This is a genomic window from Sporolactobacillus sp. STSJ-5, from assembly GCF_024385605.1.
Taxonomy (GTDB): domain Bacteria; phylum Bacillota; class Bacilli; order Bacillales; family Sporolactobacillaceae; genus Sporolactobacillus.
Genome location: NZ_JANFOJ010000022.1, coordinates 24,215 through 47,000, shown reverse-complemented (window position 1 = coordinate 47,000; position 22,786 = coordinate 24,215). Strand labels below are relative to the sequence as shown.

The 22,786-nt window shown below is 41.0% G+C and carries 22 protein-coding genes; 14 read left to right on the top strand and 8 right to left on the bottom strand.

Translation table 11 applies throughout. The annotated features are described in order from the left end of the window. Positions 1 to 78 precede the first annotated feature (78 nt). Together NOM01_RS15425 and NOM01_RS15420 are read left to right on the top strand one after the other, a co-directional pair. The gene (locus tag NOM01_RS15425; RefSeq protein WP_255749415.1) at positions 79 to 216 is read left to right on the top strand and encodes a hypothetical protein; all 138 of its coding nucleotides are present in this window, start codon (positions 79 to 81) and stop codon (positions 214 to 216) included. A gap of 27 nt (positions 217 to 243) precedes the next feature. Continuing rightward, the gene (locus tag NOM01_RS15420) at positions 244 to 669 is read left to right on the top strand and encodes a GNAT family N-acetyltransferase (protein ID WP_255749413.1); all 426 of its coding nucleotides are present in this window, start codon (positions 244 to 246) and stop codon (positions 667 to 669) included. Positions 670 to 719: 50 nt separating this feature from the next. Here the strand turns inward: NOM01_RS15420 and NOM01_RS15415 are convergent, their stop codons facing one another. From NOM01_RS15415 to NOM01_RS15405, 3 genes are all read right to left on the bottom strand, one after another. After that, a complete protein-coding gene (locus NOM01_RS15415; RefSeq protein WP_255749411.1) occupies positions 720 to 3,947 on the bottom strand; it encodes an MMPL family transporter in 3,228 nt (1,075 codons plus the stop codon). Then, complete coding sequence (locus tag NOM01_RS15410) at positions 3,944 to 4,393, bottom strand: MarR family winged helix-turn-helix transcriptional regulator (protein ID WP_255749409.1); 450 nt, start codon at positions 4,391 to 4,393, stop codon at positions 3,944 to 3,946. Before NOM01_RS15410 ends, NOM01_RS15415 begins: the two co-directional genes overlap by 4 nt. A gap of 342 nt (positions 4,394 to 4,735) precedes the next feature. Further along, on the bottom strand, positions 4,736 to 5,734 hold the full coding sequence (locus tag NOM01_RS15405) for an acrylyl-CoA reductase family protein (RefSeq protein WP_255749407.1): 999 nt from the start codon (positions 5,732 to 5,734) through the stop codon (positions 4,736 to 4,738). 160 nt (positions 5,735 to 5,894) lie between these two features. On the opposite strand from NOM01_RS15405, the gene NOM01_RS15400 reads away from it, so the two are divergent. Then, positions 5,895 to 6,380: a Dps family protein gene (locus tag NOM01_RS15400; protein WP_255749406.1), complete on the top strand. Its 486-nt coding sequence runs from the start codon at positions 5,895 to 5,897 to the stop codon at positions 6,378 to 6,380. A gap of 122 nt (positions 6,381 to 6,502) precedes the next feature. After that, on the top strand, positions 6,503 to 7,483 hold the full coding sequence (locus tag NOM01_RS15395; RefSeq protein ID WP_255749403.1) for a ketoacyl-ACP synthase III: 981 nt from the start codon (positions 6,503 to 6,505) through the stop codon (positions 7,481 to 7,483). A 72-nt stretch (positions 7,484 to 7,555) separates the two neighbouring features. On the opposite strand, the gene NOM01_RS15390 is transcribed toward NOM01_RS15395, so the two are convergent. Continuing rightward, positions 7,556 to 7,990 carry an Lrp/AsnC family transcriptional regulator gene (locus tag NOM01_RS15390; RefSeq protein WP_255749401.1) on the bottom strand — a complete coding sequence of 145 codons (435 nt, stop codon included), beginning with the start codon at positions 7,988 to 7,990 and terminating at the stop codon, positions 7,556 to 7,558. 73 nt (positions 7,991 to 8,063) lie between these two features. On the opposite strand from NOM01_RS15390, the gene NOM01_RS15385 reads away from it, so the two are divergent. The 5 genes from NOM01_RS15385 (at position 8,064) to NOM01_RS15365 (ending at position 13,399) form a co-directional block, all read left to right on the top strand. Continuing rightward, entirely contained in the window at positions 8,064 to 8,615 is a 552-nt protein-coding gene (locus tag NOM01_RS15385; RefSeq protein ID WP_255749400.1) for a cysteine hydrolase family protein, read from the top strand. A 152-nt stretch (positions 8,616 to 8,767) separates the two neighbouring features. After that, a complete protein-coding gene (locus NOM01_RS15380; protein WP_255749398.1) occupies positions 8,768 to 9,292 on the top strand; it encodes a PadR family transcriptional regulator in 525 nt (174 codons plus the stop codon). Then, on the top strand, positions 9,282 to 10,604 hold the full coding sequence (locus tag NOM01_RS15375; protein ID WP_255749396.1) for an MFS transporter: 1,323 nt from the start codon (positions 9,282 to 9,284) through the stop codon (positions 10,602 to 10,604). The genes NOM01_RS15380 and NOM01_RS15375 overlap by 11 nt, the downstream gene beginning before the upstream one ends. 61 nt (positions 10,605 to 10,665) lie before the next feature. Continuing rightward, positions 10,666 to 11,661 (top strand): NAD-dependent epimerase/dehydratase family protein, encoded by a 996-nt coding sequence (locus NOM01_RS15370; protein ID WP_255749394.1) that lies wholly within the window; start codon positions 10,666 to 10,668, stop codon positions 11,659 to 11,661. Between the two features lie 115 nt (positions 11,662 to 11,776). Beyond that, positions 11,777 to 13,399, top strand: coding sequence for a M20/M25/M40 family metallo-hydrolase (locus tag NOM01_RS15365; RefSeq protein WP_255749391.1), 1,623 nt, complete (start codon positions 11,777 to 11,779; stop codon positions 13,397 to 13,399). A gap of 135 nt (positions 13,400 to 13,534) precedes the next feature. Here NOM01_RS15365 and NOM01_RS15360 read toward each other — a convergent pair whose 3' ends face one another. Then, complete coding sequence (locus NOM01_RS15360; RefSeq protein ID WP_255749389.1) at positions 13,535 to 14,419, bottom strand: helix-turn-helix domain-containing protein; 885 nt, start codon at positions 14,417 to 14,419, stop codon at positions 13,535 to 13,537. Positions 14,420 to 14,874: 455 nt separating this feature from the next. Between NOM01_RS15360 and NOM01_RS15355 the strand changes: the two genes are divergently transcribed. From NOM01_RS15355 to NOM01_RS15345, 3 genes are all read left to right on the top strand, one after another. Further along, positions 14,875 to 16,320, top strand: coding sequence for a glycoside hydrolase family 68 protein (locus tag NOM01_RS15355; protein WP_255749387.1), 1,446 nt, complete (start codon positions 14,875 to 14,877; stop codon positions 16,318 to 16,320). A gap of 186 nt (positions 16,321 to 16,506) precedes the next feature. Further along, a complete protein-coding gene (locus tag NOM01_RS15350) occupies positions 16,507 to 17,031 on the top strand; it encodes a YcxB family protein (RefSeq protein ID WP_255749385.1) in 525 nt (174 codons plus the stop codon). 34 nt (positions 17,032 to 17,065) lie between these two features. Next, positions 17,066 to 17,473 carry a DUF4064 domain-containing protein gene (locus tag NOM01_RS15345; RefSeq protein ID WP_255749383.1) on the top strand — a complete coding sequence of 136 codons (408 nt, stop codon included), beginning with the start codon at positions 17,066 to 17,068 and terminating at the stop codon, positions 17,471 to 17,473. A 69-nt stretch (positions 17,474 to 17,542) separates the two neighbouring features. On the opposite strand, the gene NOM01_RS15340 is transcribed toward NOM01_RS15345, so the two are convergent. Beyond that, positions 17,543 to 17,905, bottom strand: a complete 363-nt coding sequence (locus NOM01_RS15340) for a winged helix-turn-helix transcriptional regulator (RefSeq protein ID WP_370646163.1) — start codon at positions 17,903 to 17,905, stop codon at positions 17,543 to 17,545. 96 nt (positions 17,906 to 18,001) lie between these two features. Between NOM01_RS15340 and NOM01_RS15335 the strand changes: the two genes are divergently transcribed. After that, positions 18,002 to 19,228: an MFS transporter gene (locus NOM01_RS15335; protein WP_255749380.1), complete on the top strand. Its 1,227-nt coding sequence runs from the start codon at positions 18,002 to 18,004 to the stop codon at positions 19,226 to 19,228. 229 nt (positions 19,229 to 19,457) lie between these two features. After that, positions 19,458 to 20,891 (top strand): transposase, encoded by a 1,434-nt coding sequence (locus NOM01_RS15330; protein ID WP_255749378.1) that lies wholly within the window; start codon positions 19,458 to 19,460, stop codon positions 20,889 to 20,891. A 106-nt stretch (positions 20,892 to 20,997) separates the two neighbouring features. On the opposite strand, the gene yidA is transcribed toward NOM01_RS15330, so the two are convergent. Together yidA and NOM01_RS15320 are read right to left on the bottom strand one after the other, a co-directional pair. Further along, entirely contained in the window at positions 20,998 to 21,807 is an 810-nt protein-coding gene (yidA, locus tag NOM01_RS15325) for a sugar-phosphatase (RefSeq protein ID WP_255749377.1), read from the bottom strand. Between the two features lie 439 nt (positions 21,808 to 22,246). Further along, positions 22,247 to 22,777: a phosphatase PAP2 family protein gene (locus NOM01_RS15320; RefSeq protein WP_255749417.1), complete on the bottom strand. Its 531-nt coding sequence runs from the start codon at positions 22,775 to 22,777 to the stop codon at positions 22,247 to 22,249. Positions 22,778 to 22,786 lie beyond the last annotated feature (9 nt).

The following is a 22,786-nucleotide window of genomic DNA, read 5'->3' as shown; positions in this document are numbered from 1 at the left end:
ACTCATTGAGAACACACAGCTATTAATAAAGAAATGTGATAAAATAAAGCAATATGATGCAAGTCGGAGGGCGGACAAATGGACAAGAAAGAAGCAAAGCCAAGTGCTGAAAAGACAAAAAGAAGCAAGGTGGTAACGATTATCGCGGTTGTGTGTGCAATCGACGTGATTGCGACATTAATTTACTACTATGCGTCAGGCGCATTTAAGTTTTGATTTTATTTAATGCTGGAGGAATTTTGAGTGGAAATTAAGAAAGCCGATTATGATGAAATCAAGGATTGGGTCGATCATGAATTGCAAGTGAATACGGAAGAGAAACGGCCTGCCTTCGCAGACAGGAAGCTCCGAAAAATTAGTTATGCAATGTATGATGATCAGGGACAAGTGATAGGCGGAGCGGCGGCTGAATTTCATTGGAACGCACTTCACGTCAGCCTGCTGGCAGTGAGTGAAGTGTATCGGATAAAAGGAGTCGGGACAAAGCTGATTGAACGAATCGAGCAGGAGGCACGCGAGCACCATTGCGATATGGTTCTGCTGGAGACCATGAGCTATCAGGCACCGCTGTTTTATCAAAAACTTGGTTTTCAAGTGATTGGAAGAATAGGGGATTATCCAGGTAAAGGCGAATGCCAGTACATATTGCAAAAAATGCTCAATTACTAAAAAAAGCCTCGTACAGTTTATGATCACTGTATGAGGCCTTATTTTTTTATTTATATTGAATGTGAATCGTTTGAATCAATCAACTTTGTTTTATTCGGTATAAAAGGCCACCAATTGCCACGGCCGAACAATTTGACCATCACCGGAACAAAGAATGGGATAATCACCACTGCATAAAGGATCAAGCCAATAATGACGACGCTGGCAATTTCAACAAGCGAGAGCATTCCGGAAGGCATCATTGCTGCGAAGGTTCCGCTCAGAATGAGCACAGCTGAGAAGATTACGCTGCCCATATGCCACAGCGTCAGCAGCATACGTTCTCGTATTGCCCGATTTGCGTACTCGTTGAATCGCTCCATGACAAAGATTGAGTAATCAATGCCAAGTGCGACGAGTACAATAAATCCGAAAAATTGCGTTGTCCACGTTAGTCCGGAGAAATGGAACAGTTTTGAGAAAATTAATTCCGAAAAACCCATTGCCGAGAAGTAGGTCAAAAGGAGAGATGCCATTAAATAAATCGGCATAGTCAATGACCGCAAGACAATGACGAGTGCGATGAACACACCAATGATGACAAAGGTAACGGCTTTTTGATAATCTGAACTTGAGAGCTGCTTTAAGTCACTATTAAAACTAGAGATGCCGCTGATCCCCACATGTGCATTTTCGAGCTTCGTTCCTTTCAAAATAGACGGAAGTTCCTTTTTGAATTCTTGAAAATGAGCAATCCCTTTATTTGAGTAAGGATCATCTTTCAAAGTCACTTGAATGCTTGTGATTTTGCCATCTTTACTCATATATTGATCAAGGGCATCTTTAAAACTCTTATTTGTGAAGATTTGATCCGGCACATAGATCCCTGACTGTTCATAGGAAACCTTGGTCCAGTTGCCGATAAAATCATTCGCTGAATTAACACCGTTCTTAATTTTCTTTGCACCATTTGCACCTTTTGCAAGCCCACCGGACAGTGTCTGCATTTGATCTTGCACATCACTGAAGCCGCTCCTTAACTGCTTTTGCCCGGAAGCAATTTGTGTGAGTGCATTGGTCAACTGTGGTGTGTTTTGGATGACTTGGTCTTGACCGCTGCTTGCCTGATTTAATCCGTTTCCCAATTTGCCAAGACCGTCGTTTAGTTGAGTGAGCCCGGATTGAAAGCTGCTGATTCCCTGCGACACTTTTGCGGACTGAGCGTTCAATTGCTTCATCGCATCAGCCAATTGTTGAATGCTGCTGTTCAGCTGAGTGATTTGCGCTTTAGCTGTTTTCGTTTGATTGGTAATCTCAGTTTGGATATTGTTCTGAAGATTTTCCATAACGGTCGGTAACTGCTTTAATCCGGTTGCTAATTGAACAAAATTCGGATCCTGCATCGCTTCCGGATGGGATTTGATGTACACCTGCAAATTTATTTGAATCTGACCAAGTGTCTTTTCCAAATCGCTTGTGTCGATTGCTGGCTGGCTGCCGGATCCTGATGATGAGAATTGGCCAAGTTGGTCTGAGACTTTTTGCAAGTTGTCAGCCACCTGTTGATAGCCATTCTGAATTTGTTCTTGACCGGTTTGGAGCTGTTTCAGCTGTTTCTGAGCATCTTGAACATTTTTTCTGATTTCCGCTGTTCCGGCTGAACCGGACTTAATTCCATCCGAGATCTGCGCCAGTACGGTTTGTATTTTCTGAACTCCGTCTTTTGTAGCGGATGTTCCGGTTTGCAGTTTGTCGATGCCGGTTATTGCAGAATTCAATTGTGGCTGAGACTTATCAATTTTCTTACTTGCTGTTTGCAGACTGTTTTGCAAGGTTCCTAATCCGCCGGAGGCACTTTTCAGCCCCTTATGAACGGTATCCGATTGTTTGGTTACATAGATGTCATTCAGTCGTTTTCCGAGCGGACGTGAAACGCTCATCACTTTATCAACATTCGGATCTTTTTTTATTGCCAGGGAGATGCGTTCAATCAGCGCAACATAATCCGATGAGCGCATGTTGTCATCATTTTGCAAATAGATTGTCGCCGGAGACATATTACCGGCACCGAAATCTTTGGAAATGACATTAAAGCCTGCTTTTGCTCCATAGGAATTTGGCAATTCTTCAGGTGAATTAAAGGAAAGCTGCCCACTATAAGTAATGATCGGCGGTATCGTAAATAAAGCAACGATTAACAGGGCAACGATCGGGCGTGCAAAAGCAAGCTTGCCGGCAGCTGCCCAAAGATCGCTTTTTGGTTCCTTTATTTTTCCACTCATCGGCCAGAAAAGGTGTTTTCCAAGTGTGGTCATGAAAAGAGGGAGCAGCGTAAAGAGGGCAAGCAACAGGAAGATGACACCAACCCCGACAGCAATCGCGCTTCGGTAGAGGTTAAATTCAACGAATGCAAGTGAGAGAAAGGCGATAAAAACAGGAATTCCGCTTTTCAGTACAGTCAGCCCGGCCGTTCGAAACGTTGCCAGTGTCGCCTGATATTTATCATTTCCCTTTGCAAGTTCCTCTCTAAATCGGCTTAAAAGGAGAATACAGTAATCGGTTCCGATACCGAACAGGACAGCGATCATAAATGTTTGCGTAAAGTTTGAAATTGGGAAATTGAAATAGTTTACAAGAAATGAAACCACAAATTGTGCAACGATATAGCTGATGCCAACGGTAATGAGTGGCACAAACGGTGCGACAACAGAACGAAAGACAAGGAAAAGAACAACGAGGATGAAGATGAGTGTAAGACCCTCTGTTCTTTTTACGCCTGCCTCAGCTGCTGAATTCATGTCATCATTAATCAATTCTTGACCTGTTAAGTAGGTTTTGACACCGTCTGTTTTAATTTCAGCATCGATTTTATTTCGAAGTGAGTGAACGGCTGTCGGATTTACGTTCTGTACTTGAAAGGCAGCCATTAACGTTTTATTGTTTTTTGAAACCAGCTGATCTTTTAAATCTTTATGATCAAAGACATCGATGACGCTCTCAATTTTGAGATCCTTTTTGTTGTCTTTAACACGGTTTAACGTCTTTTCAATCGCATTTAAGTCTTTTCGAGAAAAGCCCTTGTTGGAATGGAAAGCAGCGATATAAGCGGTTGTATCTTTATTTTCGCTGAATTTTTTCTCTAGTTTACTGGCTTGCTGTGTCGAATAATTATCGGGCAATGAGTAACCGCCTTTATCACGAACAAGCGCATTAAAATTCGGAGCCGTAAACATAAGGACTGCAAGGCCAAGTACCCAAATACCAAGCAGTACCCACCGCAATGTGATCATTTTTTTCATTTGTCCGCCTTCTGTCTCATAATGATTTCGTTGATCTTCAAATAGATACGAACAAATTCCTTGCTGTCCTGTTCGCCGACTTCTTCGATCCATTTACCTACAAGCTCATGAATCTTACGTTCTCCTTCAAGAAAAATAGCCTTTCCTGTGTTTGTGTTGTACAATCCGAAGCTGCGATTATCAATCATCCGCTTTTCAATATAACCTTTATCCACTAACCGACTGACGCGAATACTAACGCCGCTTTTATTTATATCGAGCAGATTCGCAATTTGAATCGGGCTGAGTCCCGGCTTCTTCTCTAGCATCCGGAGCAAGCAAAGCTGTTCAAATGTGATGCCATGGGCTTTAATGAGATCTTCAACAGCTTCGTGAACGATATTTGATGTATAAATAGAGACATCTTCATAAGCACTAATCAAGGATTTAACCGAATCTAATTCCAATTGAGCACTTCCTCCTTAAATAGATAACTGTGTTAACCATTTTTTATAATAACAACATTTGGTTTATACAGTCAACTAAAATTGATAATTTTTCTATAATCACATTCAACTAATAAATATATTTTTTTATTCGTCTAAAATCACTTCTCGTCCGTCTAATAAATGAAGAATCAAAAAGGAGGGAGTAAAGGATTAAAATGATCAGGAGCGCAGATCCTTTATTTTAAAAATGCATTACTACGACAACTGATCAATAACAAATCGGCTGAGGTATCGAAAGCGACTATATTGATGAAAAAGCAGCGAATCCATTTTTTAATGGTTCACTGCTTTTCGTTCTTCTTATTCATTTATGTTCACAATGATTCTTCCGACAGTACTTCCTTCCAGTAATTTTGGCAGAATATCCGGCAGTGCTTGAAACGCTATTTCTTTTTTTATCATAGAAAGCTTTTGACTGTCTTTTAATTCGCTTGCCATTCGTTTCCAGATTGTTTTTCTCAGTGGCATCGGACAATACACTGAGTCAATGCCTAGTAGATTAATTCCACGAAGGATAAACGGGAAAACTGTGGTCGGAATCTTACTGCCTCCGGTTAATCCGCAGACAGCGACGGTACCACCATAAGCAATTTTACTGATAAGTGAGGCGAGCTGCGCTCCTCCCACAGGGTCAATGGCAGCAGCAAATTGTGTTTTATCTAATGCTTTAATCTTTCCATCGTAAATAGCACTTCGTGGTTTGACGGCAGTTGCGCCTAGTTGTTTCAGATACTCTGTTTGCGAGGATTTACCTGTACTTGCAGTAACATCGTAACCTAGCTTAGAAAGCATGGCTACAGCTGTTGTTCCGACACCACCGGTTGCTCCGGTAACAAGCACGGGTCCCTTTTCTGGTGTCATACCATTTTGTTCAAGCTTGTTTATGGCGAGTGCGGCCGTAAATCCGGCGGTTCCATAAATCATTGCTTCTTTAAAGGTAAGCTCATCGGGCAGTGGTACAATCCAGTCACCAGGAATTGATGCGTACTCGCAAAAACCGCCGTAATGATTGACGCCGATACCATAGCCGGTTGCAATGACTTGGTCTCCTTGCTTGAATCGATCATCTGCAGATGATACAACGACACCAGCCAAATCAATGCCTGGAATAAAAGGGTATGTGTTCACGATCTTTCCGTCAGGCATGCACGCAAGCGCATCCTTATAATTTATACTGGAGTAATGCACTTTAACAACCACATCGTCCTTAGGCAGTTGATCCATAGTAATGTTTTTCATTGCGACTGAAAAATGTTCTTTGTTTTTATTGACCACTAAAGCTCGAAGTATTGATTCCACAGCAATTCCTCCTTCCTTTATCTATTGTAAATGTAAACGGTTAAAATGAACACTGAAAAAATCAATGCATTTTGCGGAATTTTTAAGACTAGACAGTAGTAATGAATTATATTATAATAATTATAGTTAAATAATTAATATAAATAAAGGAGAGATTGTTATGGCAGTTGCGCAAGGCACAACAACCAAAACTTTTCTAAATCAGCAGGTAGCAAATTTCGGTTTGTTCTACACAAAGATTCATCAACTACATTGGTACGTGAAAGGTCCAAGTTTCTTCACATTGCATATTAAATTTGAAGAATTATATGATCAAGTAACTGCGATTCTTGATGAAGTGGCAGAACGACTGATTCAAATCGATGGTCAACCCTATTCGACACTTCAGGAATTCTTAGAGCATGCGACGATTAAAGAAAAACCATACACGAATCCATTGAATGAGAACGAAATGGTACAGGTCGCTATTGATGATCTGGTACAGTTGCGTGACGAATTGGCAGAAGGCATTGTCTTATCAGATCAAGAAGGCGATGCCGTAACCAATGATATGCTGATTGCTGTAAAAAATAAAATTGACAAAGACATTTGGTTTTATTCTTCGTTCCTGGGTAAAGACCCGGTACCTCAGAACAATCCTAAATGAGAATAATTATTTAAAGATGAAAACCGAATTATTTCGGTTTTCATTTTTTTATATAAATATTAGCACCTAGTACTAATATCTGATATAATATAAAGGCTAGAAATAAGGAGGACGGATATCGATTGGAATCAAAAGCGACAATAACGGCCATTGGGGCATATGTTCCGGAACGCCGAATGACGAATCACGATTTAGAACAACTTGTCGATACATCGGATGAATGGATCGTTCGACGGACTGGGATGAAAGAACGCCGAATTGCAGGTCCTGAAGAATTTTCCAGTGATTTGGCCTGCGGAGCGGTACGTAATCTCGTTTACCGTTATGAAAGTGACCTTACTGATGTGGATTTGGTCATTGTTTCGACCACCACACCGGATTATGGATTTCCAAGTGTCTCCGCGAGAGTTCAAGCAGCCTTTCAACTCAAACATGCAGGTGTGATTGATTTAAGTTCCGCTTGTTCGGGTTTTGAATATGCACTGCACGTTGCGAACGGTCTTGTTACAAGCGGATTGAATAAGAAAGTGCTCGTGATTGCTGCTGAAACAATGTCAAAGGTAACGGATTATACGGATCGAACCACATGCATTCTTCTTGGTGATGGAGCAGGTGCCGCGCTTGTTGAACATACGGATGAAAGAGGCAATTTTCTCGGCTCTTATATGGGTGCTGACGGAAGTCTCGGTAAAGCCCTTTATCGTACAGGATTATCGTCAACTATGGATGGAGAAAAGCTCATTGATACAGGAAAAATGATTCAGAACGGCCGTGAAGTGTTCAAATGGGCAGTTAAGACAGTAACCGCCGGAATCCCGGCACTGCTGGAAAACAGCGGATTACAAATTTCGGATATTGATTGGTTCATTCCGCATAGCGCAAACTTGCGATTAATTGAAGCCATATTTGAACGATTAGCGATTCCGATGGATAAAGTTCTTTACAGCTTAGAGTATTACGGCAACACTTCATCGGCTTCGATTGCTCTGGCGATATCAGAAGCCGTCAAGACAGGAAAAATTAAGAAAAATGATCGTTTACTTTTATACGGATTTGGCGGGGGACTTTGCCACTGCGGTCAAATTATTGAATGGAGCATCTAAAAAGATGTTCTAAAAATTATGGATCAGGAAGAAAACATCTTTGTTTTCTTCCTGATCCATTTTTCTATACGGTTAGTGGCAATCAAGCTGCCTTATTGAACTGTTCACCTTATACCTGCCAAACCGCAAAAGCTGCGTGCAGAACTCATCAAGATTTTGCACATCCGGAAAGCAGGCTTTCAACAGATAACATCCGTCACCGGAAATATTATGGGCCTCAATGCAACTCGGATTTTCAGCGATCATCTGTTCAAATCCTCTGTAATCGGACGAAGACTTATAAATGGTTATAAACTGAATGGAATCATAGTGCTGGTCAATAGTAAAACGGCGAATGATTCCTTGGTCGATTAATTTCTGAACGCGCTGACCTGTTGCTTGTCCCGTCATATGAATGTTCTCACCAAGTTGTTTCCAAGTTAGCCGGCTGTTTTTAGTTAATAATCGGGTCGAGTTCGTCCATCGTTGATTTCCTTTCACATTGAAAAAATGGAAGAGTGATTTCATTCATCCGCTACTGTAAAACACTACTTCCATTCATGTACAATCACCATATCAGATCTTTTGGAGGGTGACAATCATGACTGAAGCTTTACTTATTATTGATGTCCAGAATGATTATTTTGCTGGGGGAACGATGCAGCTTGAAAAACCCGAGGTTGCGCTCAATCAGATTGAGCGAGTACTCAACCGTTTTCGTAAGACAGGAAAAACCATTGTATTTATTCAGCATGTCGCAAAAATTGCGAACGCCACTTTTTTTCTTGAAAATACATTTGGGGCAGCGATACATTCTGCACTCACTCCCAAAAATCATGGAAATGAATTTATTGTACAGAAAAATTTTCCAAATAGTTTTCTTCAGACGCGTTTGCAGGAGGTACTAAAAAGTAATCAAATCGATTCGTTAGTAATCTGCGGCATGATGACCCATATGTGTGTGGATTCAACAACACGGCAAGCGGCTGAACTTAGTTATCGTTGTACGCTGCTTGGTGATGGCTGTGCAACAAAAGATTTGGTCATAGAAGATGACACCATACAAGCAGATCAAGTACAAACTTCATTTCTTGCCGCTTTGCAAAGCTTTGCTAAGGTGAGAACGACGAGTGACTATCTACAGGAACAATGAAGTGAATCGTACAAAAATCTTTAATATGGCTGGAAATTCAATAATAGGATTTCCAGCCATTTTTAAAAGATGCATCTTGCCTTTCGCCGAAACAACTATATAATTATGGTAATTAAATCTATATTAACAATGTGAATATGAAGGTGATAACTATGAAGGGCAGAGATGTTATTCTTGGACTGCTGCTGGATATGCCGCGAACAGGCTATGACATCAATGAGATGTTTCAAACAGTTTTTTCACATTTTTTCTCCGGAGGATATGGGATGATTTACCCTACCTTGAAGAAACTTGAGATTGAGGGAAAGGTGAGAAAAGAAATTGTCACTCAAGAAGGGAAGCCCAATAAGCATGTGTTCTACATTACCCAAGAAGGAGAAATGGAATTCCAGAATTACTTGCGGTCGGAAGTTCAAACGGATGTGTTTCAATCCGATTTCTTGGTTCGTCTCTATTTTGGAAGGCATGTTTCTGAAGATGGATTGAAGGGATGGTTAAAGGAAGAAAAACAGCGCATCGCAGTGCTTGCCGACAGGCTTGACCAAACGAATGCGAAGTGGAAAAACAACATGAGTGATACACAAAAAATAGCGTATGCATTTGGTGCGGAAATGTACAAAGCACAGATGAATGTTGTTGAACGCTATTTGAAAGAAGACAACACGCATGTCAAATAAATTAAATCTAATGGGACGATTGAATAATTTATTTAATCATTTTGGAAAAAATGTTCGCATTCGCTTTTGCGTTGATTTTCTAATGAATGCATCGTTTACCATGGTTGTGCCTTATTTACCAATCTATTTCTCTCAGAGAGTGGGTACATCCTTAACAGGAATCATGTTTGCCGGCGTGATTCTTGCTGGAATCATTGGCGGTATTACCGGAGGAATGCTTGATGATCGTATCGGAAGACGAAAGATCATGTTAATCGCCGAGGGTACGACAATTGTAACGTACACGTTAATCGCTTTTTGCAATTCACCGTGGTGGAATAATGTTTATCTGACCTTCCTTCTTTACGTAATCAGTATGCTTTTTTTCGGCATGTTATCGCCTGCAGTTTCTGCACTTCTCATTGATTCGAGTCAGCCTGAATATAGAAAATATATGTACCAGTTTCAGTATTGGCTGGTCAATCTTGCATTAGCTTCAGGTTCATTAATTGGCGGTTTTTTCTTTCAAAAGTATTATTTTGTTCTCTTTCTGCTCGTTGCACTATCTGATGTTATCGCTTTTTTGTCGACGCTTTTATTAATCACCGATGATTTTGAACCTGTTCGGAAGTCAAAGGATGGAGAGGACAATGAAGATCCAGCAATAAAAAAGGTTGGAATGATGCAAACCCTTTTCGGATTAATTAAAGATCGCTTATTTGTCATGTATTTTCTTGCTTCTTTTAGTTTGGCAACTATTTCGTGTCAAATGACGAACTATATAGCGATTCATATGACTGAAGCGATACCTCGTCAACAATTGATTGGCAGCTTTTATCTGAATGGGATGAACTTGCTTGGCATGCTTCAATCTGAAAATACACTTTTAGTCATTTGCTGTACATTCATGGTCACTTTTTTAGTCCAAAAGATTAGTCAGCGAGTCACGGTTGTTGCAGGAGTTATGTTGTTCGCTTTAGGCTATGTTTATATGATGGTTGGTACGGTCCCATTGCTTTTCTTTTTAGCGATGCTGATTACGACAGTAGGCGAACTATTATATGTTCCGATTGGGCAGAATTTTCTTGCCGATCTTGCCCCTGATCGTCAAAGAGGGTTATACATGGGAATCGCTGGTTTGAGTGGTTCTTTTGGGATGATCTTAGCTAGTTTGATGATCACATTCGTCAACATTTTGCCATCAGCAGTGATTGTAGTGATTGTCAGCCTTTTCGGTATCTTAGCAGCTTTCTTGTATGCTCGTCTTGATATCGGAATTAAAGAAAAATTAAAGATACCTGCTGAATCATCGCCTAAATTCAAGACACGGTGAACGATTTGTAACGAAATGCTGCTTAAATTCGTTCTATTTAATAAAGTGGGGTGAGAGATACATGAATCTATTAATTTTAGGTGGTACTGTCTTTTTAGGAAGACATCTTGCAGAGCTTGCACTCAAAAGGGGTCATTCTGTTACGTTATTCAATCGAGGCAGTCATTCTGATGTTTTGCCTGACATAGAACAGTTACATGGTGAACGCGATGGTGATCTGGAGGTTTTGAAAGGCAGAAAATGGGACGCAGTGATTGATACATCAGGCTACGTCCCAAGAGTTGTCCGTAAGTCGGCAAGCCTGCTCGCTCATTTGACCGATCACTATACATTCATATCGAGTATTTCTGTTTATGAAGATTTCAGCAAGCAAAATCTAGACGAGGAGGCGGTCAGAGGCAAGTTGAAGGATGAAAGCGTCGAGGATATTGGCGATGGAAACTATGGTCCTCTCAAAGCACTTTGTGAATCGGCAGTTCAAGAGAAGTTTCCAGGTCATTCACTTATTGTTCGGCCAGGGTTAATCGTAGGTCCTTATGATCCGACCGACCGCTTCTCCTATTGGCCTTGGCGTATGAAAAAAGGTGGCAACGTGCTTGCACCAGGAAATCCGCAGGCGCACGTTCAATGGATTGATGTGCGAGATTTAGCTTCATTTGTTCTTGATCTTGTGGAGAAAAAACAAACCGGTGTGTATCATGCGACCGGTCCGAGCTCACCACTCACCATGAAGCAGTTCCTTGAAGCATGTAGAGACACTTTAAATCCGGCAGCACGTCTTCAATGGATTCCTGAGGAATTTTTGCTGAATCAAGGCGTTGCGTATTGGTCGGAGGTGCCGCTTTGGATCCCAAAAGAAGCGAATATGGATGGATTCCTAGCTGTAGATAATAGGAAAGCAATCAAAGCAGGACTTACATTTCGACCGATTCAGGAAACTATCCGAGATACTGCTGAATGGCTTAAGACACGTCCAACAAATCATGAATGGAAAGCGGGAATGGACGCGAATCGTGAAAAGGAACTTTTGACACTACATTGCGATAAGAATGAGTAGTTTAAGATGATTGTATTCAATGAATCAATGAAATAAATAGTTTTTGCAAAGTTGCAATTCATTGTATAATAAAGATTAATTCTGATCTCATTTTAAGCATTAGGGCGGTGTTCTGGTGAGTAAGTGGCAGACGAAAGAAGCATTAACTGAACTATTGAGTGACCTGGTTCATGTTCCGAGTGTTTCCGGTTCACAAGCCGAAAAGAAGTTTCCTAAGCTGGTTTTACATAAGCTATCTGAGCTGAATTATTTTCAAACACATCCTGAATGCTTAAATGAAATACCTACAGATGATGGACGATCATTTATATCTGCACTTGTTCGTGCACCGAAGCCTACTGCTAAAACGGTTATACTGTTCAGCCATTTTGATGTCGTCGATGTGCAGGATTACGGACAATGGAAAAAATTTGCTTTTGATATTAATAAATTGACCGATCTTTTTTATGCGAAGAAGGATGATCTTCCAAATGAGGTTCGCAATGATCTCGGTTCTGGCAATTGGCTGTTCGGCAGAGGAGCGATGGACATGAAGAGCGGACTTGCACTTCATATGTCTTTGATCGAGTCAGCATGCGAGGGCGTGTTTGACGGTAACCTCTTACTTATTTCTGTGCCAGACGAGGAAGTGAATTCCGTCGGCATGCGTGCAGCAGTACCTCATTTACTACACTTACAAAAGCAGCATAAACTGGACTACTGCACAGCTCTCAATTCCGAACCAATGTTTTCACTCTATCCTGGAGATCACAATAATTATATCTATACCGGATCAATAGGCAAGGTTATGCCCGGTTTTTTGTGCTATGGAAAAGAAACGCATGTTGGCGAGCCTTTTTCCGGTTTAAACGGCAATTTGATGGCCTCGCTGATAACAGAGGAGATCGAATTAAGCACTGAATTGTGTGATGAAGATGAAGGCAAAGCTGCTCCACCACCTACGAATTTAATCCAAAAAGGACTGAAGGATTCTTATTCTGTTCAAATTCCACATCGGTCTGTGACCTTGTTCAATCTGTTTTTATTGGAGCGATCGATTGAAGATATAACCGAAATGTTGCTCAAAAAAGCAAACCGAGCGGCGAGAAAAATCGAAGCGCTGTATCAAAAGGAAGCAGAGCAGTATGCACATTTTACCGGCTCCACCGCAGCAGAACGGAAGGTGCGTGTGCTCACATTTGAAGAATTAATTCATGAAGCACGACTGTCATTGGGAGACAAACACGTTGATACGCTTATTGATGCTTTGGTTGCCGAACGCGGTGATAAAGATGATCGGGAAATTTCCATTCAGATTGTAGATCAACTGGCCATCCGTTGCAAAGCGCTGGCACCAATGATTGTACTGTTCTATGCGCCTCCTTTTTATCCGGCAGTCCAATCGCATCATCGCCGGCTGATTCAAGAGACGGTTGAAAAAATTCAGTATCGCGCCTATACAGATTATCAAGTCGAGTTAAAGGAACAACATTATTTTAGCGGAATTTCGGATCTAAGTTATATCGGTATGCCTGCCAAACAGTCGTCAATGAATCAACTGATTCACAATATGCCGATCTGGAATCGCGGTTATTCTATTCCTTTTGAAGCGATGGAGCAGCTATCTGTACCCGTCTTGAATCTCGGTCCGATCGGGCGCGACGCGCATCAATGGACCGAGCGCCTTGATGCGGACTTTGCATTTGGTCCATTAAAGGATCTGTTGACTTATGCTATTTGTGAACTATTAACTTTTTAAAGTGTTTGAGAATAATTTTGTATTTTGGTCTAAATTAAATTAACAAATGACGAAAAATGCCAAAATTCAGTCTTCTATGGTTGGGGAAATAACATAGGGGAGATGAGAAAGAGAAGGGTCCATTTTTTTGTGAGATCAAATTTTTAGTTCAATATCAATTGAGGTTAATTCATGAACTTCTTGTGTAAGCGCATTAAGCATTGAGGCTAGATCGAGAACTTGGCAAATGGATAATCCTTTTTTAATTAATACAAGCCCATCTTTTTGTTGTTCCATTTTGACCAAGATCATTCCTTTTCTTGCATAAGCTACAGCTAAAGCTTCAAATCTTTTGATTCGCATGCATTCATCGATAGATTTATTGGCATATAGATAGGCTTGATCATATTTGTTGTTTTTAATCAGAAGAATAGTTAGGTTTAGTAAATATGATGATTTTAGTTCATCGCTTCTAATAATATAGGAACAACGATCAATTTCTTTTAGTGCACGTTTTCCTATGGATATACCAGTTTCTAAGGGAAAGAAGAAGAAAATATTATTAATTAGTTTCAATTCTACTGAGTACCAATTGTCCAGTTTGGACAAACGTTCCCATACTTTTTTGGCATATGGAAATGCATGATCAAAGGTCTTTTCAAAATGAATGGAAGAAATTGCACTACATACATAATGAATGTCTTGAACGACACTATCAGAATACTGTTTTAAATACTTTTCGCACTTTGCATTGAGATTAATGACTTTTTGTATGTCTTCACTGGAGGTAAGTTTAAAAAAATCATGAACGATTTCATCCTTGCCGTTAAGACTATAAGAATTCTGTATGTAAGTTAATTCCTCATAGGATATATCAAGTTTTTTTAAAATGTGCATAAATTTACCTACTGTTGGCTGCATGTCACAAGCCTCTATTTTAGCATAGGTTGCGCGGGACATTTGGTCACCGGCGATATATTTTTGTGTGTAGCGTTTCGATTGCCGAACTCTTTTTAAAACCTCTCCTAATTGATATTCCATAAGTCGTTCCTCCTATATATGTGAGTATATGATACATTTTAATACATTTATGTCGAATCATGCTACGATTAATCCATCAAGAGGAGGTGTCGACCATGTTCAGACCTGATATTATATGGTTTTGCTCAATTGCGTAGTAAGTTGTGTTGCTTAGCTATTATTGATGCTCCCCTTAATGATAGCATACCTATTTGGACTGCCTTGCAGTCTTCCAATGCCGTTTTTTTATCGCATTGTGAATTATACACTTGCGAAAAAGAGGTATTGGTGGCAGTTGAGGATTGATCGTTGGGCGGATGTGGCTCGATCAGATTCTCAGCTCATTTTTTAACATTAAATTTACATTATTTGTATAAAAAGATAAAAAATAGCAATGTACGGGACCTTTTTATCAAATGATGGGCAAACGAAACACCGAAAAAGACAGAATATTAGGATAAAAAGGAGACAGAGAAATGACAATTCAAACAACCTTAAAAAAAGCGACGGTTGCAGTCGCAGCTGCAGCACTTTTTCTAGGAGTAGGCACAACTCAAACTTATGCAAAGCATGCAAGTCAAAACTATCAAGACTATGGATTTTCGCATATCACACGTTATGATATGCTGAAAGTTGCGAAACAGCAGGGAAGCAGCCAATTTGAAGTTCCTGCATTTAATTCTTCAACGGTTAAAAATTTGGACTCCGTCGCAGGATTGGATGTATGGGACAGCTGGCCTCTACAGAATGCTGATGGCACGACAGCAAACTATCATGGCTATCATGTCGTTTTCGCACTTGCTGGCGCCCCGAATGATGGAAATGATACGACCATCTATCTCTTCTATCAAAAGATTGGTGACAACTCGATTGATAGTTGGAAGAGCGCGGGTCGCGTGTTCAAAAACAGCGACAAGAATGTGCCTAATGACCCGTATTTAAGCCACCAAACACAAGAATGGTCGGGATCTGCGACACTGACTAATGATGGTAAAGTGCGATTGTTCTATACAGACTTCTCCGGAGCGCCGGAAGTCGGGGGAACAGGGGACAGCAATCAGGTGCTCACAACCGCGCAAATTAATGTCAGTCAAGTAGGACAAGATAACCTTAAAGTGGACGGCATTCAAGATTATAAGTCGATCTTTGACGGCGGCGATGGCACAATCTATCAAAATATTCAACAGTTCCATGATGAAGGCTTGTTTGGATCAGGAGACAATCACACACTGCGCGACCCTCACTACGTTGAAGACAACGGTCATAAGTATCTTGTTTTCGAATCGAATACAGGAACGGAAACCGGATATCAAGGCGATGATCAATTTGACAACCCTGCTTATTATGGCGGGAGCTATGAATTCTACAAAATTGAAAAAGAGAGTCTTTTGAACAGTTCGAAAAAACAGCTGGCGTCGCTGGCAAATGGCGCACTCGGCATCATCGAATTGAATAATGACTTTACATTAAAGAAGGTCTTGAAGCCGCTGATCGCCTCTAACACTGTTACCGATGAAATCGAACGAGCTAATGTTTTCAAAATGAATGGTAAATGGTATCTGTTCACCGATTCACGCGGTGCTAAAATGACGATTAACGGGATTGCCGATAAAGATATTTACATGCTTGGATTTGTGTCAAATTCATTGACCGGACCATATAAGCCACTCAATAAGAGCGGACTTGTGCTTCACACGGACCTTGATCCACAAGATCTGACCTTTACTTATTCGCATTTTGCGGTTCCTCAAAATAAAGGAAACAAAGTGGTTATTACAAGTTATATGACAAATAGAGGATTCTTTACGGATCATCAATCAACATTTGCACCAAGTTTCTTGCTTAGCATTGATGGTTCAAACACCTCAGTTGTGAAAAACAGCATTCTTGAACAAGGGCAGTTAACAATCGGCAAACATTGATAAATGCAACAGCTGTATCATTGATGAATAACAAGCAAGATTCCAAAGAGAAATAACTCTGAGGAGTCTTGTTTTTCTTTACGAAAATTTAAAACAATATCAAGATAGAAACTTCGTGAACGAGCGTGAAAATTAGTGTATAGTTTTAGTGAGGTACAATTTTCCATTTTGAAGAGGTGTAGATGCTTGGATTTACGCTATCAGCTGACAAAGGAAGACTACATTGCTTTTAATCTGAAAGCTTACGAACATTCACAGGCAATGAGCCGATCGTTATGGACAGCACGTCTTTGTTCACTTATTTTTGTTCTCTTTCCACTGATCGTTCCCATGGTAGGCGGTGATTTTATGCCGGGATTATTTATCTTCTTCTGTATTCTCGCTATTGTGTGGTTCTTCATTACCCCTAAGTTCTTTTTCCGAAGCGTTCGACGCAACCTTTCAAAAATGATTGATGAAAAAATGGGGAATCAATTGCCCCTTGATGAGCGGCTTGAATTGACAGAAGAAGGTCTTCTCGAAGGTGCAGGTTCGGATCGAGAATACAGGACTTCATGGGCAGGTATTGTCAAGATCACGGAAACGTCAGACTATCTTTTCTTTTATATCAATCCAATGGCAGCGATCATTTTGCCGAAAAAAGTGATTGGAGAACGTGAACTAGATAAACTTTTTGAAAAAATTGTTCCTAATTCTGTTTTAAAAGAATAAACGGGATTAACGACGACTTCGAGGAGGGTCTATTTTGAGAAGAACTGGTGAAATTGCTTTAACGATTATTGGCGGATGCATCAACCTTTTATTTTTACTAATCGGAATACGCTTGCTTACAGCAGACTATTCGGCATTTCAGATGCAGTTGAAAGCGGCAAGTGAAGAGCAAAATTTAACGCCGCAACAGATTAATGAAATTGTGCATTTTGCACAAATCTTCGGTAATATGATTTTGGTGTTTACAATCATTATCTTTTTGTTGACGGCCATTGGATTATTTTTATTATTAAAGCTAAAAATGGCGAAAACTGCTGGTGTACTCATTCTTATAGCAGGCGTGCTTAGTCTTCCGGAATTGCTGATTCCGGGCATCTTGTTGATTATTGCAGGTGTTATGGCACTTGTAAGAAAGTCTAAGCAGCCTATTGATTCTTATTAATTTTTCGATCTAAGCCATATGAGTCTATTACAAAAGCCGTCCGGGGCAATTTCTCGGACGGCTTTTGTATTACCGGTTAAGTACGCTGTCTTCTAGATAATCCTTTGTGGTTCCGTATGTTTTTTCAATGTGGTGTTCGCCCCATTTACAGAGTGAACTAAGAATCTCTCTCAGTGAATCTCCATATTCGCTTAACTCATATTCGACTTTTGGGGGCACTTGATTATAGACAATTCGATTTATAATGCCATCATGTTCCAGTTCACGCAGTTGTTGCGTGAGCATCTTTTGAGTAATATTTGGTATTAATCGTTTCAGTTCACCGGTTCTTTTCTTCCCGTGGATCAAATGACAAAGGATCACCGGTTTCCATTTCCCACCAATCACTTCAAGTGTCGCTTCAACGGATATGTTATATTTTTTCGTCATTATAAACCTCCATTTGTTACTAAAAAGTACCTACCATACAAAAAAGTGCGTACTTGTCGAAATGGGATGCACCTTCCATAATAGCATATGCACTCAGTAATGAACATTATTTTTGGAAGGAGATCTCTTATGTCTTCAAAAGGTAGTTTGTTTTCACTAATCTCATTAGCGATTAGCGCGTTCGCAATTGGAACGACTGAATTTATCAGCGTGGGGCTTCTCCCACTCATTATGAATGAATTTCATGTGTCCTATTCGCTTGCAGGTTTGACTGTAACGCTCTACGCACTGGGGGTTACAGTAGGCGCTCCGGTACTGACTTCTCTAACCATAAAAATACCAAAAAAGCAATTGCTGATGCTGATCATGATCGTGTTTCTCATTGCAAACTCACTTGCAGCAGGAGCAACATCGATCTTTGTACTTCTTGCAGCCAGAATTCTTTCTTCATTTTCACATGGAGTTTTTATGTCGATCGGTTCGACAATAGCAGCAGATATCGTTGCACCGAACAAAAGAGCGAGTGCAATTGCGATTATGTTTACAGGTGTCACGCTTGCGACTGTAACCGGGGTTCCGATCGGCACGTTTATAGGGCAGATCCTTGGCTGGCGGGCAGCATTTGTAATTATCGTTGCTATTGGGCTGATCGCATTGATTGCGAACAGCATTCTTATTCCATCAAATCTTAAAAAGTCGACTAAGATAAAGTTTACAGATCAATTCAAGTTAATTAAAACTGGTCCATTGCTTCTCGTATTCGTAATCACGGCTCTTGGATATGGCGGTACATTTGTCGTATTTACTTATTTATCGCCTTTGTTGGAGAAAATCTCTGGATATTCACCGAGTGCAGTTGCCCTTATTTTGTTTATTTACGGAATAGCGATTGCGGTTGGGAATACAGTCGGGGGAAAGGTATCAAATGCTAATCCGATGAAAGCTCTAATTTATATGTTTTTATTTCAAACAGCTTCAATTTTCTTTTTGTATTTTACGGCATCAAACAAATGGATTGGATTATTAACGGTTGTATTTATGGGATTGTTCGCGTTTATGAACGTGCCAGGATTGCAGCTCTACGCGGTTCTGCTTGCCGAGCGCTTCGTTCCGGAAGGCGTAGCGGTTGCATCAGCAGTGAATATTGCCGCGTTTAATGGCGGCGTTGCATTAGGGTCATTCATCGGCGGGCTCGTTGTCGAACATATTGGACTCATCAACACAACTTGGATTGGGGCATTGATGGTTCTCTCGGCTGCCATTCTTAGTATTTGGAGTTACAAATTGGAGCGACTATCCAATGAGCGAATTACTTGTTCAGAGTAATATAATCAGTAAACGATGTCATATAAAAAACGTTCCCCGTTTCTGGCGAACGTTTTTTATTACGTGACCTACTTACTGGAGAGTGAAAAGTTCTGTGTAAATAAAACAAAAGGATAACCCTTAAATGGGATTTTATGGTATCCTCTAATTCACCACAAATAGAGAGGAAAAATCGCCAAGGGTTATCGTTCTTCTAGTTTATCCTGTTCCTTCGCGATTGACTAGTGCCATGTTAAAATTTATCGATTCTATACTTCTGTTATTCCGTTCTTGTTTCCATAGATTCGCCGCATTCAAATGGTTTGTTGTGATCATTACCGGTTTGATGATTCGCTCCGATTCTCTTGGGGTCACTTCCGTGATTCGTGACTTGACCCTCAATCCTAGAGGTTATGAATCGATGATTCATTTTTTTCGCTCCTCTGCTTGGTCACTGGATGATTTACGTCAGAAATGGCTGCACATTGTGCTCCAGTTTGCGCCACTTAAGCGTGAAGGAGAAGCCGTGATTCTCGTTGGCGATGGGGTCAAACAGGCGAAAGAAGCGCGACACATGCCGGGCGTAAAGAAGCTTTATCAAGAGTCCGAGGATGTGTCCAAATCTGCTTTCATCTTTGGTCATCTCTGGGGCGCCGTCGGCGTCCTGATGGGAACCACAGGCAAAGTCCTTTGCCTACCTCTATTCCTTAACCTTCAAGACGGGGTCAAAAGCATCTTTAGCTGGGAGGACGGTCACAAAGCGTGTGACGATTCGCATGTGGTTCAGATGATCGATCAAGGCTATGCCGCAGCTAAAGTTCTGGGGCATGCGCTGTTTCTCCTTGATCGTTATTTTTTATCGGTGCCGGCGCTTCAACGACTCGATCTGCGGAATCAGGAAGGGACGGTGAAACTGGATCTGGTAACCCGAGCCAAAGCTTCCGCAGCGGCCTATGAGTATCCCGTTCAAACGGGGCGAAGGGGGCGGCCAAGAAAGAAAGGGGCGAAGGTCAAGCTGAACACCCTGTTTGCTTCCCGAAGCGACGCGTTTCAGGCGGTCACACTTCCGTTGTATGGTAAAGAAGAACCCGTGTCGTATCTCTGTCGGGATCTGCTTTGGGGTACGGGGATGTATCACGAACTGCGCTTTGTACTGGTTAAGATGTGCGGGCGGCAGGACATTCTGGTAAGCACGGATCTGACCTTGTCTCCCGAAGCGATCATACGTCTCTATGCTCGGCGTTTTACCATCGAAACCACCTTTCGGACAATGAAACAGTCGTTGGGAGCCTTCACGTATCATTTTTGGAGTCGATCCATGCCGAAACTGAAACGTTACCTTAAAAAGGATGAATCTCAGCCGGTGGATCAGGTGGTCGACCGGAACGCCCGGAAACAAATCCTACAAGCGGTGAACGCCATGGAAGGATACATGATGTGCAGTTGTATCGCGCTGGGACTTCTTCAGATGGTGGCCTTACGCTACTCAAAGAGAGTGCCACAACTGTTTTTTCGTTATTTGCGCACGCCATCGAAAGGTATTGTCTCTGAAGCGACCGTTATGGTCTATTTGCGCCGTTCGATTTTTTGCCTGTTTGCCCGAAACCCACGTTTAACCATAACGCAAATAATTCGAGAAAAGCAGGAAACACCTGAAGTACAGGACGAATTACGAATTTCTTAGCAGCTTAGAACTTTTGACTGTCGAGCTACTTATTGGTGCAAATAAATGATGAAAAAAGAGGTTCTCAAAAGGTAAACCACCGTAACCGAATCATTTAGAATAGGTTTTAATTAAGAACAAATTTTTCAATGGCGTACGCGACGCCGTCTTCTCGGTTTGTTTTGGTCACAAACTGCGCTTCATTTTTTAATTGCTCAATAGCATTTCCCATTGCGACGCCGAGTCCGGCATATTTAATCATGGCCAGATCGTTCGCTTCATCACCCAGCGTCATCATTTCTTCAGGGGCAATGTCAAGGAAGTTTCCAAGTGCTTGCAGTCCTTTACCCTTGTCTACCTCTTTATTTAGAATCTCAAGTAAAAAGGGTCTTGATTTCATCATGGTAAAATTTTCAAAATAGCGCTTCGGTATTTTTTCTATAGCGGGATCTAGTAGATTCTGGCTGATACAGAAAATCGCTTTGTTCGCCTTAAATGATTCTGGAATTTGCTCCATATTGGTTTGTTCAAAAGGAAGCGCCTTCATAATTTGACTGTATAATGAAGGCATTCCCTCAGGATAAGGGGGACAGTAAACACGATGCAAATCGATAAAATTCATCGGTACCTTGAGTGATTGACTGAGCTCATAAATCGAAAGAAGCTGGTCACGAGTCAATACTTTTTCCGAGATCACATCGCCTGTATCCGCATGCTGCACAAGTCCGCCATTATACGTAATTGCGTAGTCTCCCTGATCAGTCAAGCCGAGAAGATTTAAAAATTCTTTGATCCCAAGGAGTGGGCGACCCGTGCATAAAACCACCTTAACTCCTTGATCTTTAGCCGTTTTTAACACTTTTTGCGTTCGCATCGATATTTGCTTATTTTCATTCAGCAGTGTTCCGTCCATGTCAATGGCAATTAGTTTTATCACAGTTTTCCCTCCGTTACTTGGTCTTTTTTTAGTATACAGCGAATGTTGCACGAAAAGAATGTTTTATGAATCAGGCAATAATTTTTTTCTGATGGAGAACAGCGTTTATTCAGCATTAATTTGGAATTAAAGTGGGTGCAGGTTCCTAAACGTTGTTGTAAATTCGGTTATAGTGAGTATGGTTTAATAAATGATCATCCAAAGGGATTCAGCCAGCATTTTTTTCAAAAAAGAATATGAAATATTAGAAAACATGGCTTCGCCAAGCCTCTGGCAAAGGCGAAGACTTGGTTGCGACGGCCATGGACGGCCTAGCGTCCGGTGAGCCGCAGGACGCGGCGTTTTGCCGGACCGCATTACTATACTCCACTGAATTTTAAACTTTTTTATAGTACAAAAAAAACAGCCGATTGATTTATCGACTGCTTTTTCCGCAGAATTAGAAGGGAATGACGATTTTTAAAAAGCAAACATATCCTGTGACGCTGCCAAGCAGCATACCGGCCAAGACGTCTGACGGATAATGTAGTCCAAGAAATATCCGTGAAACAGCGACACTGAAACCAATAGGAAGCAAAATAAGACTGAGTGTCGGATGAAATAAAATAAGCGGTATAATAACTGAGAAAATGGCAGTAGTATGACCTGACGGGAATGAATGATCCTGCAAGGGATTGATTGGATGATTCGTCCCATCAAGAATTAAATAAGGGCGTTTTCTTGGGAAACACAGCTTAAATACTTGGACAACAATATGGCTGATCGTCAAGGATACAGCGCATGCTAATGCGGTCAAGCGCAATTGCCCGTGTGCAAAGATGAGTAGAAAAAGGACAAGCAGAATCTCCAATACAGCGCCACCGATATTGGTGATTGTGCGAAAATAAGCATTCCATAGTTTACGTTCAAAGTGACGGTTTATTTTTTTGAATAGACGGCATTCCATTTCGTAAAGTACATTAAAGGGCAGCAATCGACT

What these genes read in the sequence shown, in the direction of transcription:
- NOM01_RS15400 (WP_255749406.1), top strand. Translation starts at nt 5,895, where the DNA reads ATGGCAGTTGCGCAAGGCACAACAACCAAAACTTTTCTAAATCAGCAG.
- NOM01_RS15370 (WP_255749394.1), top strand. Translation starts at nt 10,666, where the DNA reads ATGAATCTATTAATTTTAGGTGGTACTGTCTTTTTAGGAAGACATCTT.
- NOM01_RS15385 (WP_255749400.1), top strand. Translation starts at nt 8,064, where the DNA reads ATGACTGAAGCTTTACTTATTATTGATGTCCAGAATGATTATTTTGCT.
- NOM01_RS15330 (WP_255749378.1), top strand. Translation starts at nt 19,458, where the DNA reads ATGTTAAAATTTATCGATTCTATACTTCTGTTATTCCGTTCTTGTTTC.
- NOM01_RS15415 (WP_255749411.1), bottom strand. Translation starts at nt 3,947, where the DNA reads ATGAAAAAAATGATCACATTGCGGTGGGTACTGCTTGGTATTTGGGTA.
- NOM01_RS15355 (WP_255749387.1), top strand. Translation starts at nt 14,875, where the DNA reads ATGACAATTCAAACAACCTTAAAAAAAGCGACGGTTGCAGTCGCAGCT.
- NOM01_RS15425 (WP_255749415.1), top strand. Translation starts at nt 79, where the DNA reads ATGGACAAGAAAGAAGCAAAGCCAAGTGCTGAAAAGACAAAAAGAAGC.
- NOM01_RS15375 (WP_255749396.1), top strand. Translation starts at nt 9,282, where the DNA reads ATGTCAAATAAATTAAATCTAATGGGACGATTGAATAATTTATTTAAT.
- NOM01_RS15390 (WP_255749401.1), bottom strand. Translation starts at nt 7,990, where the DNA reads ATGAAATCACTCTTCCATTTTTTCAATGTGAAAGGAAATCAACGATGG.
- NOM01_RS15360 (WP_255749389.1), bottom strand. Translation starts at nt 14,419, where the DNA reads ATGGAATATCAATTAGGAGAGGTTTTAAAAAGAGTTCGGCAATCGAAA.
- NOM01_RS15380 (WP_255749398.1), top strand. Translation starts at nt 8,768, where the DNA reads ATGAAGGGCAGAGATGTTATTCTTGGACTGCTGCTGGATATGCCGCGA.
- NOM01_RS15335 (WP_255749380.1), top strand. Translation starts at nt 18,002, where the DNA reads ATGAACATTATTTTTGGAAGGAGATCTCTTATGTCTTCAAAAGGTAGT.